Source organism: Nannocystis sp. (genome assembly GCF_016714285.1).
Classification (GTDB): domain Bacteria; phylum Myxococcota_A; class Polyangia; order Nannocystales; family Nannocystaceae; genus Nannocystis.
The window spans coordinates 78,823-96,723 of the sequence record NZ_JADJNN010000008.1; the positions used below are offsets into that span (position 1 = coordinate 78,823).

The window sequence follows — 17,901 nt, forward strand, 5'->3', positions numbered from 1 at the left end:
CGCGAGGGCCCGGTCCGACGCGCGTCGTGACCGGGCCCGGGGTTCCCATGAGGGGGTGGAGGGTGTGGTTCAGAGCTTCGGGTCGAACTTCACCTTGGTGACGGTGAGGCCGATGTAGTCGAGGGTGCCGAAGTCCTTGAGGTTGCTGTCGCCCACGCAGACCTTCCAGGCGCCGGCCGGCGCCTCGCCGAGGAAGTCGTTGAAGTCGACGCCCGGGCCCTTGAGGTGGGTCGGGTTGTACTCGCAGAGCGAGTCGTCCTTGCACACGATCTTGTCCGCGGCGATGGTGGTGCCCATCTTCGACCCGTTGGTGACGCCGCCGTTCTTGAAGGTGACGGGGAAGTCCTTGCTGAGGTCGGAGCTGTCGTTGCAGCAGCCGGTGCCGTCGTCCGGGAGGGCGCTGTTGCCGGGGCGCTGGAGGACGGTGAGGACGGTGCCTGCGGGGCTCTGCAGCTTGATCGTGACGTCGCCGATCCACGGGTGGTCGAGCCCGACGGTGAGCTGGACGTTACCGACGAAGGCGAGGTCGACGTTCTCGGCGATGGCGATGTCGGTGCAGAGCATCGTGTCGAGGTTGCCGTTGTACTTGTCGTCGAGGAGGGCGAGGGCGAGGTCGGGGGCCTCGGCCAGCTCGTCCTCGCTGTTGCCCATGCACTTGTTCTTCTCGGCGGCGCCGACGACGATCTGGTCGCAGAGCGGCCCGAGGGCGTCGAGGATCGCGGTCTGGTCGCCGGCGGCGACGCCGGCGGTGCCCATCGCGGTGACCAGGTCGCCGACGAGGGCGCCGAAGTCGTCGATGGTGATCGTCGTCATGTCGGCGTCCATGAGCATCTCGTGCGAGCTGGTCATGTCGCGGCACTCGTTGCCGACGCCGACGCCCTCGTCGATGCCGGCGCCGGGGGAGTCGACCTCCTGGCCGTACTTGGTCGGGCCGTCGATGCCGCCGACCTGGCGGGTGAGGCAGGTGTTGAGGCGGGCGAAGTCGCTGGCGGCGAAGAAGGTGTTGATCGCGTCGTTGACCGCGACCACGCCGACGAAGGAGTCCGTGAGGTCCGGGGTGCCGATCAGGCCCTTGATCGCGGGCTTGCGACCGACGCGCTGGTAGACGGTGGCGTCGCTGGTGAGGTCCTCGACGATGTCGCCCTTGAGGCTGCCGAGGGTGTCGAGGATCGCGGTCTTGTCGGCGTCCGTGAGCTCCGGGTGCATGCCCTGGTGGGCGTCGAGGGCGGTGACGAAGTCGGCCGCGAAGTCGTTGAAGTCCTGGTCGGAGATGCCGAGGCCGGCGTGGGCTTCGAGCATGCTCAGGCCGCCGTAGGTGACCCCGGGGCACTCGGCGACCTCACCGAGCTGGTCGGTGACGAGGCCGATCAGGGCCCCGCCGTCGACGTCGTTGTTGAGGAAGTAGCCGTTGATCTTGTCGTCGAGGAGGACGCCGCCGACGAAGGCGGTGACGAGGTCCTTGATGCCGCCGTCACCGGCACCGCCGAGGCGCGTGCACAGGTTGTCCTGGGTGCCGGTGGTGGTGTCGGTGGTGGTGTCGGTGGTCGGATCGCCGGAGGTGCTCGGGTCCGTCGACGGGCCGCTGGTGCTGTTGTCCGTGGTCGCCGTGTCCGTGGTCGGCGTGTCCGTGTCGGTCGTCGGCGGCGTCGTGTTGGTCGTGGTCGGGTTGCTGGGGTCGTCCGTCGTCGTGCCGGCCTCGGTCTCCGTGCCCTCCGTGGTGGTGAGGGAGGGGTTGGCCGGACAGGCCGACAGGACCGGCGCGAGGCCGGCGAACAGAAGGCCGAGGCCGAGCTTCGACGAAAGGGGGTTCAGAGTTTTCTTGTGCATACAGCCAAAATCCTTGCCAGGGGCGAAAGGCGGCGATGATACAGAGTCGCGCCTGCGAGCGCGAGGGGGCCGTCGACCCCAAAACGTGGGGGATGGCGCCGCGATCGATCACACGACTGGACCGGCGGCGCTGGGTTGCCGTTCGGCCCGTGCGGCCGCGCAGCGATCACACGTGGCGGGCCGGCGCGGCGAACAGGTGCAGCATCGGCTCGACGAACAGGGGCGAGGGCAGCACGATGCTGGCCAGCGTCCACGCGTGGGCGGCGACCGCAGGCCAACGGGCGACGCGCAGCGGCAGCTCGAGCGCCAGCAGGGCGCCCTGGATCACGAAGTAGAGGCCCATCGAGGCGGCCATCGCGGGGCCGAGGGCGACGCCGATGAACCACGCGTGGATCGTCGCGCTGGCGAGGAAGCTGAGCAGGAGGCCGCGACCAGGGCGGCGGCGGCGGGCCCAGGGCAGGAAGAAGTGCTCGCGCAGCCAGCGGTTGACGACCAGGTTCCAGCGCTCGCCCCAGAACTCGCGCAGCGAGCTCGCGGCGATCGGGGTGCGCTGGATCGGCGGGCCGTGGGCGCCGAGCAGCGCCAGCACGCCGCGGAACAGGGCCTCGCCGGTCTCGCCGAGGGCGTACATCGCGAGCATGCCGCAGCCCCAGCGCAGCGGGCCGGGGTCGTGGAGCAGGGCGGTGCACAGGGCCAGGAGCCCGAGCGGGACCCACAGCGCGACGCGGAGGAAGGCGCCGAGATCGACGCGGGCGGGGCCCCACTGCAGGCGGCGGGTGTCGATCAGGGCGACGACGAAGACCATGCGCGCGAGCGGGGTCATCGGTCGGCGGGCGACGGCGAGGTCGTAGCTGCGGGCGACGCCCCAGAGGGCCAGCAAGGCGACCACGGCGCGCAGCAGCGGGTCGCCCGGGAGGACCAGGCTCCACGGCAAGAGCAGGGCCGCGAGGCCGAGGCCGAGGCCGCGTCGCCACGGGGCACCAGCGGTGACGAGGGCGGCGAGCAGGAGGAGTGCGAGCACGAGGCCGGGGCTCTAAGGGCAGTAGCGGGAGGACGGGTTGACGGAGTCGCAGGTGTTGAGGACCGCGTTCTTGCCCTTGGCCACGGAGGCGGTCTCGATGTGGATGTGCGGGCCGGAGGAGCAGCCGGAGTTGCCGCTGTGGGCGATGAGCTGGCCCTGATCGAGGTGGGTGCCGTTGCCGACGCCGGGCGCGAGGTCGTTGATGTGGAGGTAGTAGATGAAAAGGTCGTTGGCGCCGTTGTCGGGGTCGCCGCAGTCGGCCTTGAGCTTCACGAAGTTGAAGGCGTTCCAGCAGGCCTGGGTGCAGCCGTTGTTGTAACAGTTGGGGAATCCCAGGGCGGAGCTGACGACGGTGCCGGCCATGCCGGCGTAGATCGGTGTGCCGACGGCGGTGCCGTAGTCGATGCCGTAGTGGCTGCCGCCGCCGCCGCAGGCGCTGTAATTTTGGGTGACGACGCCGGGCGGGGTGTCGAGGCAGCAGTCGCCGCCGTTCTGGACCTGCTTGCACTCGTCGGCGACGCCGGGCGGGTTCTGCTGGCAGCCCTCGGCGCAGGTCTCGCTGCTCTCGGTGGCCTTGCCGACGCACTGGTAGAGGACGTTGGGGTCGCCGCCGGGGAGGCCGCCGCCGCAGTAGGGGCCGTCGCCCGAGGCGGCGCCCTGGCAGGGATCGCCCTCGGGGTTGCACGCGTCGGCGATGCCGGGGGGGTTGACCTTGCAGCCGCTCTTGCAGGTCTGCTTGTTGGCGGTGCCGCCGTTTTGACAGTTGTAGAGCGCGCCGGGATCGCCGCCCATCAGGGTGCCGCCACAGTACTTGCCGTTGCCGCTCTGGGCCGAGGCGCAGGGGTCCTGGGCGATCTGCTTGCAGGCGTTGTTCTCACAGCCGGCCGGGCAGGGGGTGGCGCTGACGGTGTTGCCGCCGATGCACTGGTAGACGCTGTTGTGATCGGCGAGGCCGCCGAGCGCGGCGCCGCAGTACTCGCCGTCGCCGGCGCCCATGCACGGGTCGCCGGGCTGCCCGGTGTCGTTGGTGTCGTTGGTCGTGCCGTTGTCCGTGGCGGTGCCGGGCTGGGTCGGGTCGCCCGTGCTGTCCGGCGAGGTGGTGGGATCCTGGGTGGTCGCGTCGGGGCAGAGGGTGAGCTCGGCGCAGGGCGGGCTGGTGTTCGCGGTGTCGCCGGTGGTCGGCGGGCCGGTGGTGCTGCCGACGTCGCTGTCGCCGCTGCTGGCGGTCGCGCCGGAGCTGCCGGTGGATTGACTGGCCCCGGTGATCCCGGTCGGGTTGCTGGACGAGAAGCCGTTGTTGCCAGCGTCGCCGCAGGCGGCGAGCAGCAGCGTCAGGCCGAGGTGTCGGGTCCAGACCGAGGTGGTTGTCGAGGTCGGGGGCGGCGTGCGGGCTGGCCTGCGCGGCACGAGGGCGGTGAGGGCCGACATGCTCGCAGGCTAACGCGATCGCCGCGTCCCCGGCAATGTCACGGCCGGTCAAACGCGCCCGCCAGCGACACGTGCAGGCCGGCGCACGGCTCGGGTATGGTAGCGGGCATGCGATCCTTATCCTCGGTGCAGTGGGCGGCGGCGTGGCTGGCGGTGGCGACCGCCTGCGGGTCTGGCACGGACGACACGGAGGTGAGCTTCGGTCCCGGGGTCGGCACGATGGAGGGCACGACGCAGGCGGTGATGTCGACCTCGACGAGCCCGACGACGCCGACGACCACCGAGACGCCGACGGGGAGCAGCGACGCGAGCGCGACGGGCAGCAGCGGCGAGGTTGGCAGCACCACATCGGGGACGACGGCCGGCAGCACGGGCGCGGTGGACAGCAGCACGACGGACATCACCGGCGACATGACGACGGGGGAGGTCTGCGAGGCGCCGGGGATCTTGCTGGTGTGCGACGACCAGGACGACGACCCCTTCCACGCGCTCGGGCTCGGCTGCGAGGGGGCGCTGGAGAACACGATCCCGATCCAAAAGATGCAGTTCAAGTCGAACAAGTACGGGTTCAAGGTGGCCCGCGGCTTCGGTGAGGCGGAGGACCCGGACATGCCGGGAAAGCTGCTGTTTCGTCCGCAAGAGGGCGAGAAGTTCCTCGTGATCAGCACCGGGCGGATCGCCGACCTGCAGCCCGACGGGGTGCTGATCGAGACCAAGCCGCAGTTCGACAACGACAACAACTTCAACCCGGACGATCCGAACGCCTTGCCGGCGCCGATGAGCCCGGTGGTCGGCAGCAACTCGGGCAAGGGCGGCACGCCGTCCCAGGACTGCGACGGCGTCCACGACTGCTCGGACAGCATCGACCCCAACTGGAAGCTCGGCAACGAGGACCCCAACGACCTGCTGTGGGCCAGCCTCGAGGTGGCGGTGCCGGCGGGCACCCACGGCTTCGGCTTCGATGTGGCCTACTTCTCGTCGGAGTACCCGGAGTTCGTCGGCGAGAAGTTCAACGACATGTTCATCGGCTGGGCGACCAGCGAGGTGTACACGGGGAACGTCACCTTCATCAACAAGCAGCCGTTCACTGTGACGGCGCTGGCGCCCGAGATGGAGTCGGCGGGCTTCATCGGCGACGCGCCGGAGCTGGCGGGGACCGGCTTCGAGGGCCACGGCTCGACCGGCTGGGCGACGATCAACGCCCAGGCGAGCCCGGGCGAGACCCTGGTGTTCGCGTTCGCGATCATGGACATGGGCGACAGCAGCAAGGCGACGCTGGCGCTGCTCGACAACTGGCGCTGGAGCTGCGTCGGCTGCGTGCCGATGGAACAGGACCCCAGCTGCGGCAAGCCGCAGCACCCGAAGTGCTGCGGTCTGTGCGTCGAGAAGCCCGATGACCCGAAGTGCGGCACGATGGGCCACCCGCCGTGCTGCGAGGGTAAGTGAGGGCGCGAGCTCGTCCGCGGGCCTGAGGTCTCCCCCTCCGCGCAGACAGACCGCTAACGCCGCGGCGCGAGATGCGATACCGTCGCGCCAGGAGTGGTTTGGACTATGCGCAAGATCGTGATCGCGAATGTCGCCCTTTCTGTGGTCCTCGGTGGTGCGGTCGGCTGTTCGTCGGCGGACGTCGGCCTCACCGAGACCGTCACCATCACGGCCTCCGGGGACACCGGCCAGCAGGGCACCACCAGCGGTGACCCGGGGACCGGCGCCGCGGCGACGACGGACGGCCCGACGACCGCGCCGCCGACCACGAGCGCGTCCGGGACCGGCGAGACCACAGACATCCTCACGGGGGGGATCAGCGCGACCGACAGCGCGACCGACACCGCGACCACGACCATGAATGACCCGAATCAGACGAGCACGGGCGGGGAGACCAGCGGCACCACGGGGGTGGAGGCCGCCGATGGCGACGGCGACAAGATCCCGGACGACCAGGACAACTGCGTCGAGGTCGCGAACGAGGATCAGCTGGACACTGACGGCGACGGTGTCGGCGACGCCTGCGACGACGACGACGACGACGACACGATCCCCGACCCGGACGACAACTGCCCGCTGGTGCCGAACGACAAGCAAGAGGACCTCGACAAGGACAAAATCGGCGACTTCTGCGACGACGACAAGGACGGGGACGGGATCCTCAACGGCGTCGACAACTGCCCGATCACCCCCAACGCCGACCAGAAGGACCTCGACAAGGATCTCATCGGCGATGTCTGCGACGACGACAAGGACGGCGACGCCATCCCCAACGACGCCGACGTGTTCCCCGACGACGGCGGTCAGCCTGGCATCGTCATCCCCAAGAAGATCTACGCCCACTCGTCGAGCGCGCTGTCGACGGTCGACGTGGTCGACTACAGCGTGGTCGCCATCGGGCCGTTCCAGTGGCCGCTCGGCAACGACTCGATGACCGACATCGCGATCGACCGCTACGGCGTGCTGTACGGGGTCAGCTTCGGCCGCGCGTACGTGTGCAACCCGACCACCGCCAAGTGCTTCGACCTCGGCACGCTCAACAACAGCTACAACGGCCTGACCTGGATCCCGGCGGGGATCATCGATCCCGACAACGACTCGCTGATCGGCATCGGCAACGACGGCAGCTGGAACCACCTGACCTTCGTGAACAAGGTCGTGACGGCCAAGAAGCTCGGCAGCTACGGGCCGGGCTACACCTCGGCGGGCGACGCCTTCTCGATCGAGAACGTCGGCACCTACGCGGCGGTCAACAAGAACGGCGCCGCGGGCACGGTGATCGTGACGGTCGACGCGCTGACCGGGAAGGCGACGAACGAGCTGGCGGTCACCCAGGGCTTCTTCGGAATCTACGGGCTCGCCGGCTGGGAGGGGCTGATCCTCGCGTTCGACTCGTCGGGCACGGTGATCAAGATCGATCCGATGACGAAGGTGGTCACCAACCTCGGCAAGAAGGCCCAGAGCTGGTGGGGCGCCGGGGTCGGCACGATCCTGCCGCAGTAATCGCGGGCGGCTCAGCTGGCGCTGCGGCGACGCAGCGCCAGGCGGCGTGGCGAGCGCCAGGCCGCCGAGCACGGCGACGGCCAATGCCCAGCCGCCGCCGAGCTGATCGCCGCGGCAGCCGCAGGCGTGGTACTCGGGCGGCATCGTCTCGGTGCCGGTGCTGGCGTCGGTGGCGGCGCCGGTGCTTGCGTCGGTCGTGGGCGGGCCAGCGTCGGCACGCGCGAGCGCTGGGAGCAGACAGAGCGCGGCGAACAGCAGGCGGGTGAGCATCGCGCGAGGATACGAGGGCGTACCGGGGGGTGTCCACGTGGTAGCCGGCTGGCCCAGGCTCGCGCGCTCTACATCCTCGCGTGGTTCGCGGGCGGCTCGGGCTAGCCGGCGGCGGTGGGCGGTGGTGCTGGTGGTTGGCCGGGGATCTTGCTCAGGCGCGGTGAGCCGGCGGGGATCTCGGGTGCGTCGACGAGGTGCTCGAGGATCTCGCGGATGCCCTCGTCGCTGCAGGCGCCGGTCTGCCAGGTGAACTGGCGAACCACCGACCAGCCGGGGAGGAAGGCCCAGTGGAGGTCGTCCTGCTCGCTCCAGTAGGCGCCGGCGAGGCCGGGGATCGGCACGGAGCGGAAGTTTGGGTCGCTGGCGAGCCGGCGGGTGAAGAGGTCGTGCGCCTCGGCGGCCTCACGCGCGTCGGCGCCGCGGACGAGCGAGAGGCGAAACCAGGTCGGGGGGGCGCCCGAGGCCTCGGCGTCGGGCAGGAAGTAGTAGCCGCAGGTCGCGTGGAACGACTCGCCGAGGTAGAGCTTGAGGCCGCAGGCCCGCTTCACGACCTCGACGTCGAGGCCGAGCTGGCGCGTGCAACACTCGGGCTCGGACAGCTCCGGCGCGAACAGGCGACAGTTGCCGTTGCTCTCGTCGGGCCGACCGGTGTTGGGGGTCGGGGGTTCTTTGGGCGGGTTCGGCACGCCGTTCTCGGCGACGTAATAGTCAGCAGTGTCGGCGACGATGCGCTTGTCGTTGGGGTTCGGCGGGGCGTCGTCGCGACGTGACTCCGGGGCGGGCTCGCTGGCCTGCGGACAGGCGGCGAGGCCCCCCACAAGGCCAGCCAGGAGGCCAATTCGGAGGCTGTCTGGGAGGCCAATGCGGAGGCTGTCTGGGAGGCCAATTCGGAGGCCACGAGCGAGGGTCCGGCGAGGCATGACGGGCCACTCTTAGCGCGGTCGGCGACGCCGCGCCAGCCAGGCGAGGGGCAACAGGACGGCCAGGCCGCGCCCGCGGGACGGGAGGTCCGACGGCGTTCTGGCGACCCGGCAGCCGCCCGCGTTGGTGTCGTCGGCGGCGGTGTCGGTCTCGGAGTCGCCGGCGCCGCTGTCCGTGTCGGGATCTTCGCTGCCCTCGGGGAGGATCGTGAAGTGCACGGCGGCCTGACCGGCGTTGCCTCCGTCGTCGACGACGCGGACCTTGAGCTCGTACTCACCGGCGGGCGGGTTCTGCAGCGCGAGCGCCAGCTTGTAGCCCTCACCCTCGTAGAGGGTCTTGCCGGCGCTGGTGATGGTGATGTCGTAGTACTGCGGCGCGAGGTCGTCGCTCATCTCGCCGAGCAGCGGGATCGTGACCGGCAGGACGTGGGTCGAGTGGTCGGGTGGGCTCGTGATCGTGAGCGTCGGGGGCGAGGTGTCGGGCACCGCGGGGCCAAACAGGTAGAGCAGCTCGCGGTAGCTGTTCTGGTAGCCGGCCTCGCAGAATTTCTCGTGCACGAGGTTGCACTGGCCGCCGACCTCGACGAGGTCGGTGTTGGCGACGATCTTGTTGCACTGGTCCTGGAACGACGGGGTGGCCTGGGCGACGAAGGGGTGGAGGTTGTCGAAGGGGGCGTTGACGTGCTCGAGGCCCCAGGTGTGTGCGGCCTCCTGCAGGATGATCGTCGAGCCGATGTTCGAGCCCTGGAAGGCGCCCGCGAAGCAGGTGTCGTTGTCCCACAGGTTGCCGCAGTCGATGTAGGGGGCGACGCCGGCGAAGGTCTGGGTGCCGAGGTCGCCGTAGAGGACCATCGTGTAGCCCTGCTCGGCGGGCGGGCGGGTGATGACGGTGCGGACGCCGAAGTCGGCGAGGTCCTTGCGCACGGCCTGGACGATCGAGACGCGGCGGTGCTCGGTGCCGACGAAGGGACCGACGTAGCCGTGGAAGAGGTCGGCGAGGCTGCTGCAGTCGTGGCGCGAGTCGTTGCCGCAGCCGCGACGCAGGACGGCGCCGTCGAAGTTGACGTAGAGGAGGTGCGGGCGGCCTGCGGACTGCGGGAGCTGGTCGGGGCCAGCCAGCGGCAGCGGTGCGGTGGCGAGGTGGCGGCCCGGGACCTCGGCGAGCTCGGCCGGGACGCGAACGCCGGCGCGGGCGGTCGCGGGGACGGTGAGCGCGAGGAGGGCGAGCAGCGCAGGGCGCATGGCAGGCCAGGCTACCGCCCTTCGCGGCGCGGCGCACCCGGCAGCGTGCGTGTCATGCTCGCGACCGACGGCGCCGCAGGCCGAAGGTCCACGGCTGACCTTCGCCCGCCGCGAGTTCGGCGGCGACGCAGGCCGAGGGCGAGGGGCAGGAGGAGGGCGAGCGCGGACGGGCTGGCGTGGCGGCAGCTGCAGCCGTCGTCGCCGCTCTCCACCATCGGGTCGCCGCCGACTTCGCTGTCGACGGGGGTGGTGGTGACCGGCGGAGCTCCGGTGTCGTCGCTGGCGCTGGTGGTGGTGGGGACGCTGGTGTCGTCGTCGCCGCCGTCGCTCGAGCTGGTGTCGGCGGGGCCGGTGTCGTCGCCGGCGGTGGTGGGTGCGGGCGGGCCGACGACGGTGAAGGCGACCTGGGTCTGGCTCTGGTTGCCGACCTCGTCCTCGGCCGTGACGGTGACCTTGTAGGCGCCCGCGGCGAGGCCCTTGAGCGGGAACTTGAGGTCGCTCGGGCTCGGGTAGTGGGCGGGGTCGAGGTTGAAGGCGCTCGGGCCCTCGCCGACGATGCCGAGGGCGAGCAGCTGCGGAGATTGTTCGTCGGCGGCCTGGATCCGGAGGTTGAAGGGGCCCTCGAGCTCGGCGTCCGCGGCGGGCTCGACGATCTGCACGGTGGGTGGGGTGAGATCGGGGACGGAGGGGCCGAAGGTCTGGAGCAGCTCGCGGTAGCTGTTCTGCAGGTTGCCGGAGTTGCAGAACTGCAGGTGCTGCTGCTTGCACTGACCGGTGTCGGGCACGACCTGGTTGACCTGGTTGAGCTGGACGATCTGGAAGCACTCGTCCTGGTAGGTCGGGTCGGCGACGCCTGCGGTGGTCGGGTAGAGGAGGTCGCCCGTGGAGTCGACGTGCTCGAGGCCCCAGGTGTGGGCGACCTCCTGCAGGATCGCCTTGGCGATGCTCCCGGCGCTCGGGCTGTAGTCGAGGGTGAAGCTGACCTCGCCGCCGTCGGCGTTGAAGCAGTCGATGCTGGGGGCGACGCCCGCGAAGCCACCGTCCGGCGCGGGGTCCCAGTCGCCGACCATCTCCATGTCGTAGTCGACGTTGTCGCCGGGGCGGATGTCCGTGACGCGGATGTTGAAGTCGCTGAAGTCCTTGCGGATGTACTGGACGACCGCGGCGCGCATGGCGGCGTCGCCGGAGAAGGGCAGCACGGTGCCGTGGAAGATGACCGAGCAGTTGTTCTTGGGGTCGTTGTTACCCCAGCCGCAGCCGTTCATCTTGCCGCCGTCGTAGTTGACGTAGAGAAGGCCGGGCTGGGCTGCGAGAGGGGGCGGAGCGTCCGCGTTCAGGACCTGGGGGCGGTACCACGGCGCGGAGGTGGGGATCGCGGTGGTGAGCTCATCTGGCGCACCGAGGGCTGGGTTCGCTGCCAGACAGGTGAGGAGGAACGGCAGGACTGTGAGGCGCGGCAGCATCGGGAGGCACCGTATCACGGCTGGCCGCCGGTTTCGCAACGTGCGCGATGTGACCTGGCCCGCGCCCGATCAGGCGGGGTCGACGAGACGGCGGGTGAACTCGGGGAGGGCAAAGGCGGCGCGGGCGATCGCAGGGTTGAAGTAGTTGCAGCGCAGGGCCTGGGCGCGGCGCTCGTCGAGGGTCGCGGGGCTGCGATCGTCGCTGGCGAGGGCGAAGGTCCAGCAACCACCGGGATAGGTGGGGATGTTGCCGATGTAGCCGTGGACCTCGCGGAACACGCCGCGCAGCTCGTTGAAGACGGCGCGGACGGTGGCAGCCGCGTAGAAGGGCGACTCGGTCTGGGCGCTGATCACCCCGCCAGGACGCAGGGCCTGGCGCAGGTCGGCGAAGAAGCTGCCCGCGAACAGGCCCGCGGCGAGACCGATCGGCTCCGAGGAGTCGACCAGGGCGGCGTCGAAGGTGCCGGCGTGGCTGCGGACGTAGTCGACGGCGTCGCTGAAGACGAGCTCGACCCGCGGGTCGTCGAGGTGGCCGGCGACCGAGGGGATCCATCGCTGGCAGACGCGGGTGACTCGCTCGTCGATCTCGCAGAGGACCACGCGCTCGACCCCGGGGTGCTTGAGGACCTCGCGCACAGTGCCACCGTCGCCGCCGCCGACCACGAGCACCTGGCGTGGAGCCGCATGCACGCACAGCGGGATGTGCGTAATGAGGTCGTGGTACACGAACTCGTCGAGCTCGGTGAGCATGACCATGTCGTCGAGCAGGAGCAGACGACCGTGGCCGACGGTGTCGTAGACCTTGATGTCCTGGAAGGCGCTCTGCTCGTGGTGCCGCAGCTCGGTGATGTGGATGCCGATCGCGGAGATGTCGTGGTAGGGCTCGTAGAACCAGGGCATGGGCGTTAACGGGGCCGGGCAGGCGGCGGGGTCTTACCCTGCCCCTGCCCGGGACTCAAGCGCGGCCGGCCGGAGGCCGGATCGACCGCCTCGGTCGACCCAGGCCCCGGACGGGGCCGTGAGGCTAATGCAGCCAGCGGCCGCGGCGATCGTTGGCCTCGCTGTCGTCCTCGCTGGTGGGCTCCTCGACCTCGGCAGCGGCGGCGGCCTGGGCCCGGTCACGCTCGCGGAGGAGGGCGGTCAGGATGAGGCCGAAGCCGGAGCCCCACACGAGGATCATCAGGGCGACCCAGTAGGGGGAGGCATTCATGCCGTAGAGGAAGGGCAGGCCGGGGCTGTGGGTGATGGCGACGTGGTCGACCTCGAGGCGGTAGACCAGGACGGCGAAGGCGATCTGGACGACCAGCAGGGCGCCGGTGGCCATGCTGATGCCGAGCTTGCCGTCGCGGCGACGCGAGCTGAGGAGCAGGCCGGCGACGGCCGTCTCGGCGACCAGGATGACCTGGGCCAGCGTGGCCCACATGACCTCGGACTGCTCACCGTTGAGGCCCGAGCTGGCCATGACGTTGGTGTAGGCCATGCCGACGACCAGCATGGTCAGGGCCAGTACGCCCTGGAAGCGGAGGAAGGCGCTGCGGGCCTCGATGTGGCTTGGTACGGCGTGAGCGCGGGCCGGGCGGCGCAGGCTGGCGACCAGCAGCCAGCCGAGCAACGGCAGGAGGAAGGCGCTGGCGAGGAAGGTGACGAGGTTCAGGCTGTCGAAGCTCTGGGTGTTGATGCGGGCCGAGAGGTCGACCATGGCGAGGGCGGAGCAGCCGATGCTGGCGATCGCGAGGGCGATGCCCTCGGCCGGACGGAACAACGGGGCCCAGGCCTGCTCGACGCGCCGGCGCCAGCTCATCAGGCAGATGCCGGCGATCATCAGCTGGGTGAGGAGCGCGTAGCCCAGCATGGTCGGGCCGAGCTCGGGGTCGGAGGCGATGGCGAGGTTCTCGCTGCCGGGCAGGCCGGACAGGCCGACGACGGCGCCGAGCGAGGCGGGCAGCGGCCCGAGCAGGAGGCCAGCGCTGGCCATGTTGGCGCCGACCAGAGTGCCGCCGACGATGCCGGTGCCGGCGATGCCGAGCGCCATGAGGGCGCCGACCAGGAGGGCGTTGACGCGGTGGCCGAGGGCGTCACCGATGCCGATCGCGGTGAGGTGGGTGGCCGCCGCGAGCACGCTGATGAGGGCGAGCGGCATGAGCAGCGCGGTCGGTCCGGCGGTGAGGCCGAGGATGACGGTGCTGATGAGCAGGAGGATGCCGCCGCCGAGCATGGCGAAGACGTTGGGCCCGAGGGTCATGGCCAGAGCCAGGTCGCCAGCGGAGAGGCCGGTCATGCGCAGGACCGGCAGGGTGCCGGCCTCACGCTCGCGGGCGGTGTGCGTGGCGGTGATGACCGGGCCGACGAGCAGGAGCATCAACGAGGCGAAGCCGAGGAGGACCGAGCCGAGCAGCTGCCAGCGCTGGCTGTCGTCGACCGGGGAACGGTAGCGGACGCTGGGCTTCTGGATGCTGGTGAATTCGGCGATCGGGTCGACCAGGCCGTTCTGCCAGATCTTGTCGTCCTTGCGGAAGACGGCCTCTGCGAGGGTCTTGGCGTTTGTTTGGGCGAGGCCGGCGAGGCTCTGCGAGACCGTGGGCAGGCCGCCGGAGCTGAGCACCCAGCTGGCCAACTCGCCACCGGCGCCATAAGGATCGCCGTTGAAGAGGTCGGCCCAGAGGGCCTGCCGGTCGGTGCCGCTGGTGTCGATGGCGAAGCCGGCGTCGCGGCGGGCGAGGCGGTCGAGGCGATCGGCGTGGCCAAGGAGCTGACGGCGCTGGGCCTCGATCTCGCGGAGCAGGACGATGTTGGCGCCGTCGATCTTGCCGTCGTGCACCTCGAAGGTGGAGGCGGCGACTTGCAGCGCCGAGCTGCGCTGGAGGTCCTCGTCGCGGGTGGTCAGCGGGCGGAGGTCGATGGTGGTGAGGAGGAGGTCCGAGAGGTCCTTACGGCCGCCCAGGAGGTCGCCCTCGAGGTCGACGGTCTGGGTCTTGAGGATCGACTCGGCGGCGCTGAGGTTGGCGAGGCCCTGGTCGACGCGGGCGCGGAGCTCGTGGAGGATCGCCACGCGGACGCGCTGCTGGGCCTGGAACTCGCGGTCGACGTTGGTTTGATCGCGGTCGTCGTACGAGCAGATTGGCTGTCCAGGGCCATCGCAGACCGCGAAGCGGTGCTCCATGCCGAGGGCTACGCGCACGTCCTGGGCGGCGGGGCTGTCCATCCGCGTCAGGGCGGAGGTGCCGAGCCAGGTCAGCCCGCTGAGCAGGGTGGCGGCGACCACAGCCGAGAGGACGCGAGGTTTGAGGTCACGGCGCAGAAACGGCCGCAGACGCTGGAGGAGGGGGCGCGGCCCGTGTGCGGCGCGCGAAGGAGTAGTTTGATGATCGTCGTGCACGATGGACCCGCCTTGCTCAACTGGTCGACCAGACAACCGGAAGCACTTGAGTGTTCCATGGAACGACGCGCGCGAGGAGATGATTTCACCGCGCAGCAAGTTCTGTGCAGTTTGAGGTAGGATTTCGCCCGTGACCGACGCATCACACAGCCACCTCGACTCCCTCAACCTGGGGCTGCCCGCCGACACCGAGCGGGCGGTCCGCCGGTGGATCGATGATCCTCATTATGCGAGCGAGCGACCGGCGCTCGATGCCCTGCTCGCGGAGGTCGCGGGGGGCTCGGACGCGGCTCGGGCCGAGCTCCTGGATGCGTTCTCGCAGGTGCTCCCGATCGGGACCGGGGGCCGGCGCGGTCGGGTCGGGCCAGGGCCCAATCGGATGAACTCGGTGGTGGTGCGCGAGACGGCCCAGGGGGTGGTCGACGCGTTGCGTGCGGCCGGGGACACACCCCAGGTGGCGATCGTCTACGACACGCGGATGCACTCGCGCCAGTTCGCCTATGCGGTTGCCGAGGAGTGTGCGGCCGGCGGGCTGACGGTGATCCTCCTGGATGCGCCGCGACCGACGCCCGAGCTGTCGTTCCTCGTGCGACGCATGGGATGTGGCGCGGGCGTCGTGGTGAGCGCCAGTCACAACCCGCCGGAGGACAACGGGATCAAGATCTACGGACCGGACGGGGCGCAAGTGCTTGGGGCGCGCGACACGGCGCTGATGCGGGCGATCCTCGCGGCGGGGGATGGGACATCGGGGCGGGTCGGCGTGGCGCGGGGGCTCATCCATGTGATCGCGCCAGAACAGGTGCTGGAGTGAGGCGGACCGGCCGTACCACGACTATGTGCTGGCGCAGGGCGTGGTCCCGGGGTCGCTCGAGGCGCGGGGCTTCTCGCTGGTGTTCACGCCGCTGCATGGGGTCGGGCACACCAGCGCGGGCGAGGTGCTCAAGGCCCGTGGTCTGACCGTGCACCTGGTCGCGGTCCAGTGTGATCCGGACGGCGGACGGTTCTCGACCGTGGCGTCGGCCAACCCGGAGCTGCCGGTGTCGATGGCGATGGGGGTGGCGCTGGCGGAGTCGGTGGGGGCGCAGCTGGTGCTGGCCACTGATCCGGACGCGGACCGGCTCGGGGCGACCGTTCGTGGCCGGGATGGCGGGATGGTGGCCATCGACGGCAATCGCCTCGGGGTGCTGATGCTCGACCATGTGCTCGACAACATGGCCGGGCGGCTGCCGCCGAACGGTTGGGTGCTGACGACGCTGGTGACCACGCCCCTGCTCGCGGCGATGGCACGGGCACACGGGGTCGAGGTGGTCGACGATCTCCTGGTGGGGTTCAAGCATCACGCCGGGATGATGGCTGAACGTCCAGAGAAGACTCTGATTTTTGGCTGCGAAGAGAGTCACGGCTATGTCCGGGGGGACGACATCCGCGACAAGGATGGGGCGATCGCAGCGTTGTTGCTGGCGGAGTGCGCTGCGGTGGCCCATGCCGAGGGACGCACGCTGTTCGATAACCTCGAGAGGATCTGGTGCCGTTACGGGTATCACCTCGAAAAGACAGCTAATTTGGTGGCGCCTGGCCTCGCTGGTCGGCGCGCCATTTCGCATGTGATGGAGACCTGGCGAGCGGCGCCTCCGGCAGGCTTCGCCGGGCTGGCGGTCGTTCGGGTCGATGACCGCTCGCAGCCGCGGAGCACCGGTTCGGTCACCCGCGACCTGCCCGGCGACGTGCTCAGCTTTGAGCTCGAGGGGGACGGTCGTGGCTGTCGGGTGGTGCTGCGGCCGAGTGGGACGGAGCCCAAGTTGAAGGTCTATGCGCTGGCCCGCAGCGCCGCCAACTTGCCGCTGGACCAGCTCGCGGCGGTGAGGTTGGACATCGACGGGCTGATTGAACGGGTGCTGCGCGAGGCAGAGGCGGCCGCGCGAGCGATCATGCAGCCGCTGTTGGCCTGAGCTAGGGGGAGATGTGAGGCGGTGGATCGCAGGGCTCTCGCTGGTGCTGGCGGCGCTGCTTCTGTGGTTGTGGTGGAGTGATGTGCCGGTGGGCAAGGCCGGTTCCGGCAAGCGCACCGGCCGGCGGTCGGCCGTGGCCGGCGGGTCGGCGAGCGGGTCGATGGGGATCGGGAGCCGTGGTGAGGCGGATCGCAGCGGCGTTGGCCAGGTGCGGGGGCGGATCGTCGACAGCGACGGGATGCCGGTGACCGACGGGCGGGTGATCCTTCATTGTCTGCCGAGGGGGGGGTCGCACAGCTTCCCGATCGACGCCGGGGTGGTCGAGGTCGGCGAGGAGGGGCAGTTCGTCGGGCCCGGTTGCCGGGGCCTGGTCTGCGCTGAATTCCGCCATACGCACCTGTTGCCGCGCGAGCCGTGGGTGTTCGAGCCGAATCAGAGCGAGCAGATGGTGACGGCGCGGCCGCTGGAGCGGATCGTCGGGACTGTGGTCGACGTGGAGGGACAGCCGGTGGCCGGGGCCCGCCTGATGGTCCGGCGCGGGAGCGACGACGACCCGACCGCGCTGCCGCCGTTTACGACCAGCACCACGACGAGCGACGCGGAGGGGGGCTTTGGCTTCGCCCGCGTCGAGCGGCCGCCCTGTGATCCCTGCGGGGAGGCCAGCGGGCGCTGTGAAGTCGGCGATGCGGCGGAGGTGCCGGCCTACAACGCGCTGGTGCTCGTGGCTCGCGCCCCCGGGTTTCGTAGCGTCGAGCGAGCCGTCGAGCTCGGGCAGGAGGACTGGCAGGTGACCCTGTTGCCGCCGTTGCCGGCGCTGCGGGGTACGGTACGGGATGCGGAGGGTCGGGCGTACCCGCGGGCGCGCGTGCTGGCGCGCTCGCATGTGCGCGGATACGAGGTGCACCAGGCGGTGGTGAAGGACGGGAGCTTCGCGCTGGCCGAGCTGGGGGAGGGGGGCTACGACCTGCGGGTGCTCCAGGACGGGGTCACTCTGGCGACGGCGAACGAGGTGGACGCGGGGACCGAGGTGACGCTGGTCGGCGATCGTCCGGCAGAGGGACCGACCCTGGTAATTGAGGTTGTGCGGCGCGACGGCGGGGATGGGGTGGCCGGGGCGCTGGTCGATGGTGGGCCGTTTGCGGGCGCCCGCACGGACGCAGACGGACGGGTGCAGGCGGAGGATGTGGCGCCGGGTCGCTATGCGCTGGTCATCCGGGCTCCTGGCTCGGGGACGCAGCGGCGCGAGATCGAGGTAGCGGCGGGAGCCGGCGAGGCGGGCGGAGCGATCGTCCACCGAGTCGACATCGTGTACGACGCGCCCTAGGCGTGCGCGACGAGGACGATCGTCCGGGTCGACATCGTGTACGACGCGCCCTAGGCGTGCGCGACGAGGACGATCGTCCGGGTCGACATCGTG

14 protein-coding genes are annotated in these 17,901 nt (G+C 70.4%); 5 read left to right on the forward strand and 9 right to left on the reverse strand.

The features are described 5' to 3' along the window. Positions 1-69: 69 nt before the first annotated feature. From IPJ59_RS15500 to IPJ59_RS15515, 4 genes are all read right to left on the reverse strand, one after another. Positions 70-1,827, reverse strand: coding sequence for a proprotein convertase P-domain-containing protein (locus tag IPJ59_RS15500; protein ID WP_293272312.1), 1,758 nt, complete (start codon positions 1,825-1,827; stop codon positions 70-72). A 166-nt stretch (positions 1,828-1,993) separates the two neighbouring features. Further along, positions 1,994-2,848: an MBOAT family protein gene (locus IPJ59_RS15505; RefSeq protein ID WP_293272313.1), complete on the reverse strand. Its 855-nt coding sequence runs from the start codon at positions 2,846-2,848 to the stop codon at positions 1,994-1,996. A 12-nt stretch (positions 2,849-2,860) separates the two neighbouring features. After that, positions 2,861-4,276: a M23 family metallopeptidase gene (locus IPJ59_RS15510; RefSeq protein WP_293272314.1), complete on the reverse strand. Its 1,416-nt coding sequence runs from the start codon at positions 4,274-4,276 to the stop codon at positions 2,861-2,863. Between the two features lie 38 nt (positions 4,277-4,314). After that, positions 4,315-4,677 (reverse strand): hypothetical protein, encoded by a 363-nt coding sequence (locus IPJ59_RS15515; protein WP_293252028.1) that lies wholly within the window; start codon positions 4,675-4,677, stop codon positions 4,315-4,317. On the opposite strand from IPJ59_RS15515, the gene IPJ59_RS15520 reads away from it, so the two are divergent. Beyond that, positions 4,655-5,722, forward strand: a complete 1,068-nt coding sequence (locus tag IPJ59_RS15520; RefSeq protein ID WP_293272315.1) for a choice-of-anchor L domain-containing protein — start codon at positions 4,655-4,657, stop codon at positions 5,720-5,722. The two genes, IPJ59_RS15515 and IPJ59_RS15520, sit on opposite strands and share 23 nt — an antisense overlap. A 117-nt stretch (positions 5,723-5,839) precedes the next feature. Further along, the gene (locus IPJ59_RS37810) at positions 5,840-7,264 is read left to right on the forward strand and encodes a thrombospondin type 3 repeat-containing protein (RefSeq protein WP_366524601.1); all 1,425 of its coding nucleotides are present in this window, start codon (positions 5,840-5,842) and stop codon (positions 7,262-7,264) included. A gap of 371 nt (positions 7,265-7,635) precedes the next feature. Here IPJ59_RS37810 and IPJ59_RS15535 read toward each other — a convergent pair whose 3' ends face one another. The 5 genes from IPJ59_RS15535 to IPJ59_RS15555 form a co-directional block, all read right to left on the reverse strand. Further along, positions 7,636-8,352, reverse strand: a complete 717-nt coding sequence (locus tag IPJ59_RS15535; RefSeq protein WP_293272316.1) for a hypothetical protein — start codon at positions 8,350-8,352, stop codon at positions 7,636-7,638. A 114-nt stretch (positions 8,353-8,466) separates the two neighbouring features. After that, entirely contained in the window at positions 8,467-9,696 is a 1,230-nt protein-coding gene (locus tag IPJ59_RS15540; protein WP_293272317.1) for a hypothetical protein, read from the reverse strand. An 11-nt stretch (positions 9,697-9,707) separates the two neighbouring features. Next, positions 9,708-11,159 (reverse strand): MYXO-CTERM sorting domain-containing protein, encoded by a 1,452-nt coding sequence (locus IPJ59_RS15545; RefSeq protein WP_293272318.1) that lies wholly within the window; start codon positions 11,157-11,159, stop codon positions 9,708-9,710. Positions 11,160-11,228: 69 nt separating this feature from the next. Then, positions 11,229-12,059, reverse strand: coding sequence for a polyamine aminopropyltransferase (speE, locus tag IPJ59_RS15550; protein WP_293252040.1), 831 nt, complete (start codon positions 12,057-12,059; stop codon positions 11,229-11,231). Positions 12,060-12,183: 124 nt separating this feature from the next. After that, positions 12,184-14,421, reverse strand: a complete 2,238-nt coding sequence (locus tag IPJ59_RS15555) for an ABC transporter permease family protein (protein WP_293252042.1) — start codon at positions 14,419-14,421, stop codon at positions 12,184-12,186. A 244-nt stretch (positions 14,422-14,665) separates the two neighbouring features. Here IPJ59_RS15555 and IPJ59_RS15560 point away from each other — a divergent pair, with 244 nt between their 5' ends. The 3 genes from IPJ59_RS15560 to IPJ59_RS15570 are packed head-to-tail and all read left to right on the forward strand — an operon-like array spanning position 14,666 to position 17,808. After that, a complete protein-coding gene (locus IPJ59_RS15560) occupies positions 14,666-15,346 on the forward strand; it encodes a phosphohexomutase domain-containing protein (protein ID WP_293272319.1) in 681 nt (226 codons plus the stop codon). Positions 15,347-15,371: 25 nt separating this feature from the next. Further along, positions 15,372-16,484 carry a phosphohexomutase domain-containing protein gene (locus IPJ59_RS15565; RefSeq protein WP_293272320.1) on the forward strand — a complete coding sequence of 371 codons (1,113 nt, stop codon included), beginning with the start codon at positions 15,372-15,374 and terminating at the stop codon, positions 16,482-16,484. Between the two features lie 43 nt (positions 16,485-16,527). Further along, positions 16,528-17,808, forward strand: a complete 1,281-nt coding sequence (locus IPJ59_RS15570; protein WP_293252046.1) for a carboxypeptidase-like regulatory domain-containing protein — start codon at positions 16,528-16,530, stop codon at positions 17,806-17,808. Positions 17,809-17,901: the final 93 nt, after the last annotated feature.

Excerpts from the sequence above, each read along its gene's own strand:
- IPJ59_RS15500 (WP_293272312.1), bottom strand. The coding sequence starts at position 1,827 with ATGCACAAGAAAACTCTGAACCCCCTTTCGTCGAAGCTCGGCCTCGGC.
- IPJ59_RS15515 (WP_293252028.1), bottom strand. The coding sequence starts at position 4,677 with ATGTCCGTCGTGCTGCTGTCCACCGCGCCCGTGCTGCCGGCCGTCGTC.
- IPJ59_RS15540 (WP_293272317.1), bottom strand. The coding sequence starts at position 9,696 with ATGCGCCCTGCGCTGCTCGCCCTCCTCGCGCTCACCGTCCCCGCGACC.
- speE (WP_293252040.1), bottom strand. The coding sequence starts at position 12,059 with ATGCCCTGGTTCTACGAGCCCTACCACGACATCTCCGCGATCGGCATC.
- IPJ59_RS15510 (WP_293272314.1), bottom strand. The coding sequence starts at position 4,276 with ATGTCGGCCCTCACCGCCCTCGTGCCGCGCAGGCCAGCCCGCACGCCG.
- IPJ59_RS15545 (WP_293272318.1), bottom strand. The coding sequence starts at position 11,159 with ATGCTGCCGCGCCTCACAGTCCTGCCGTTCCTCCTCACCTGTCTGGCA.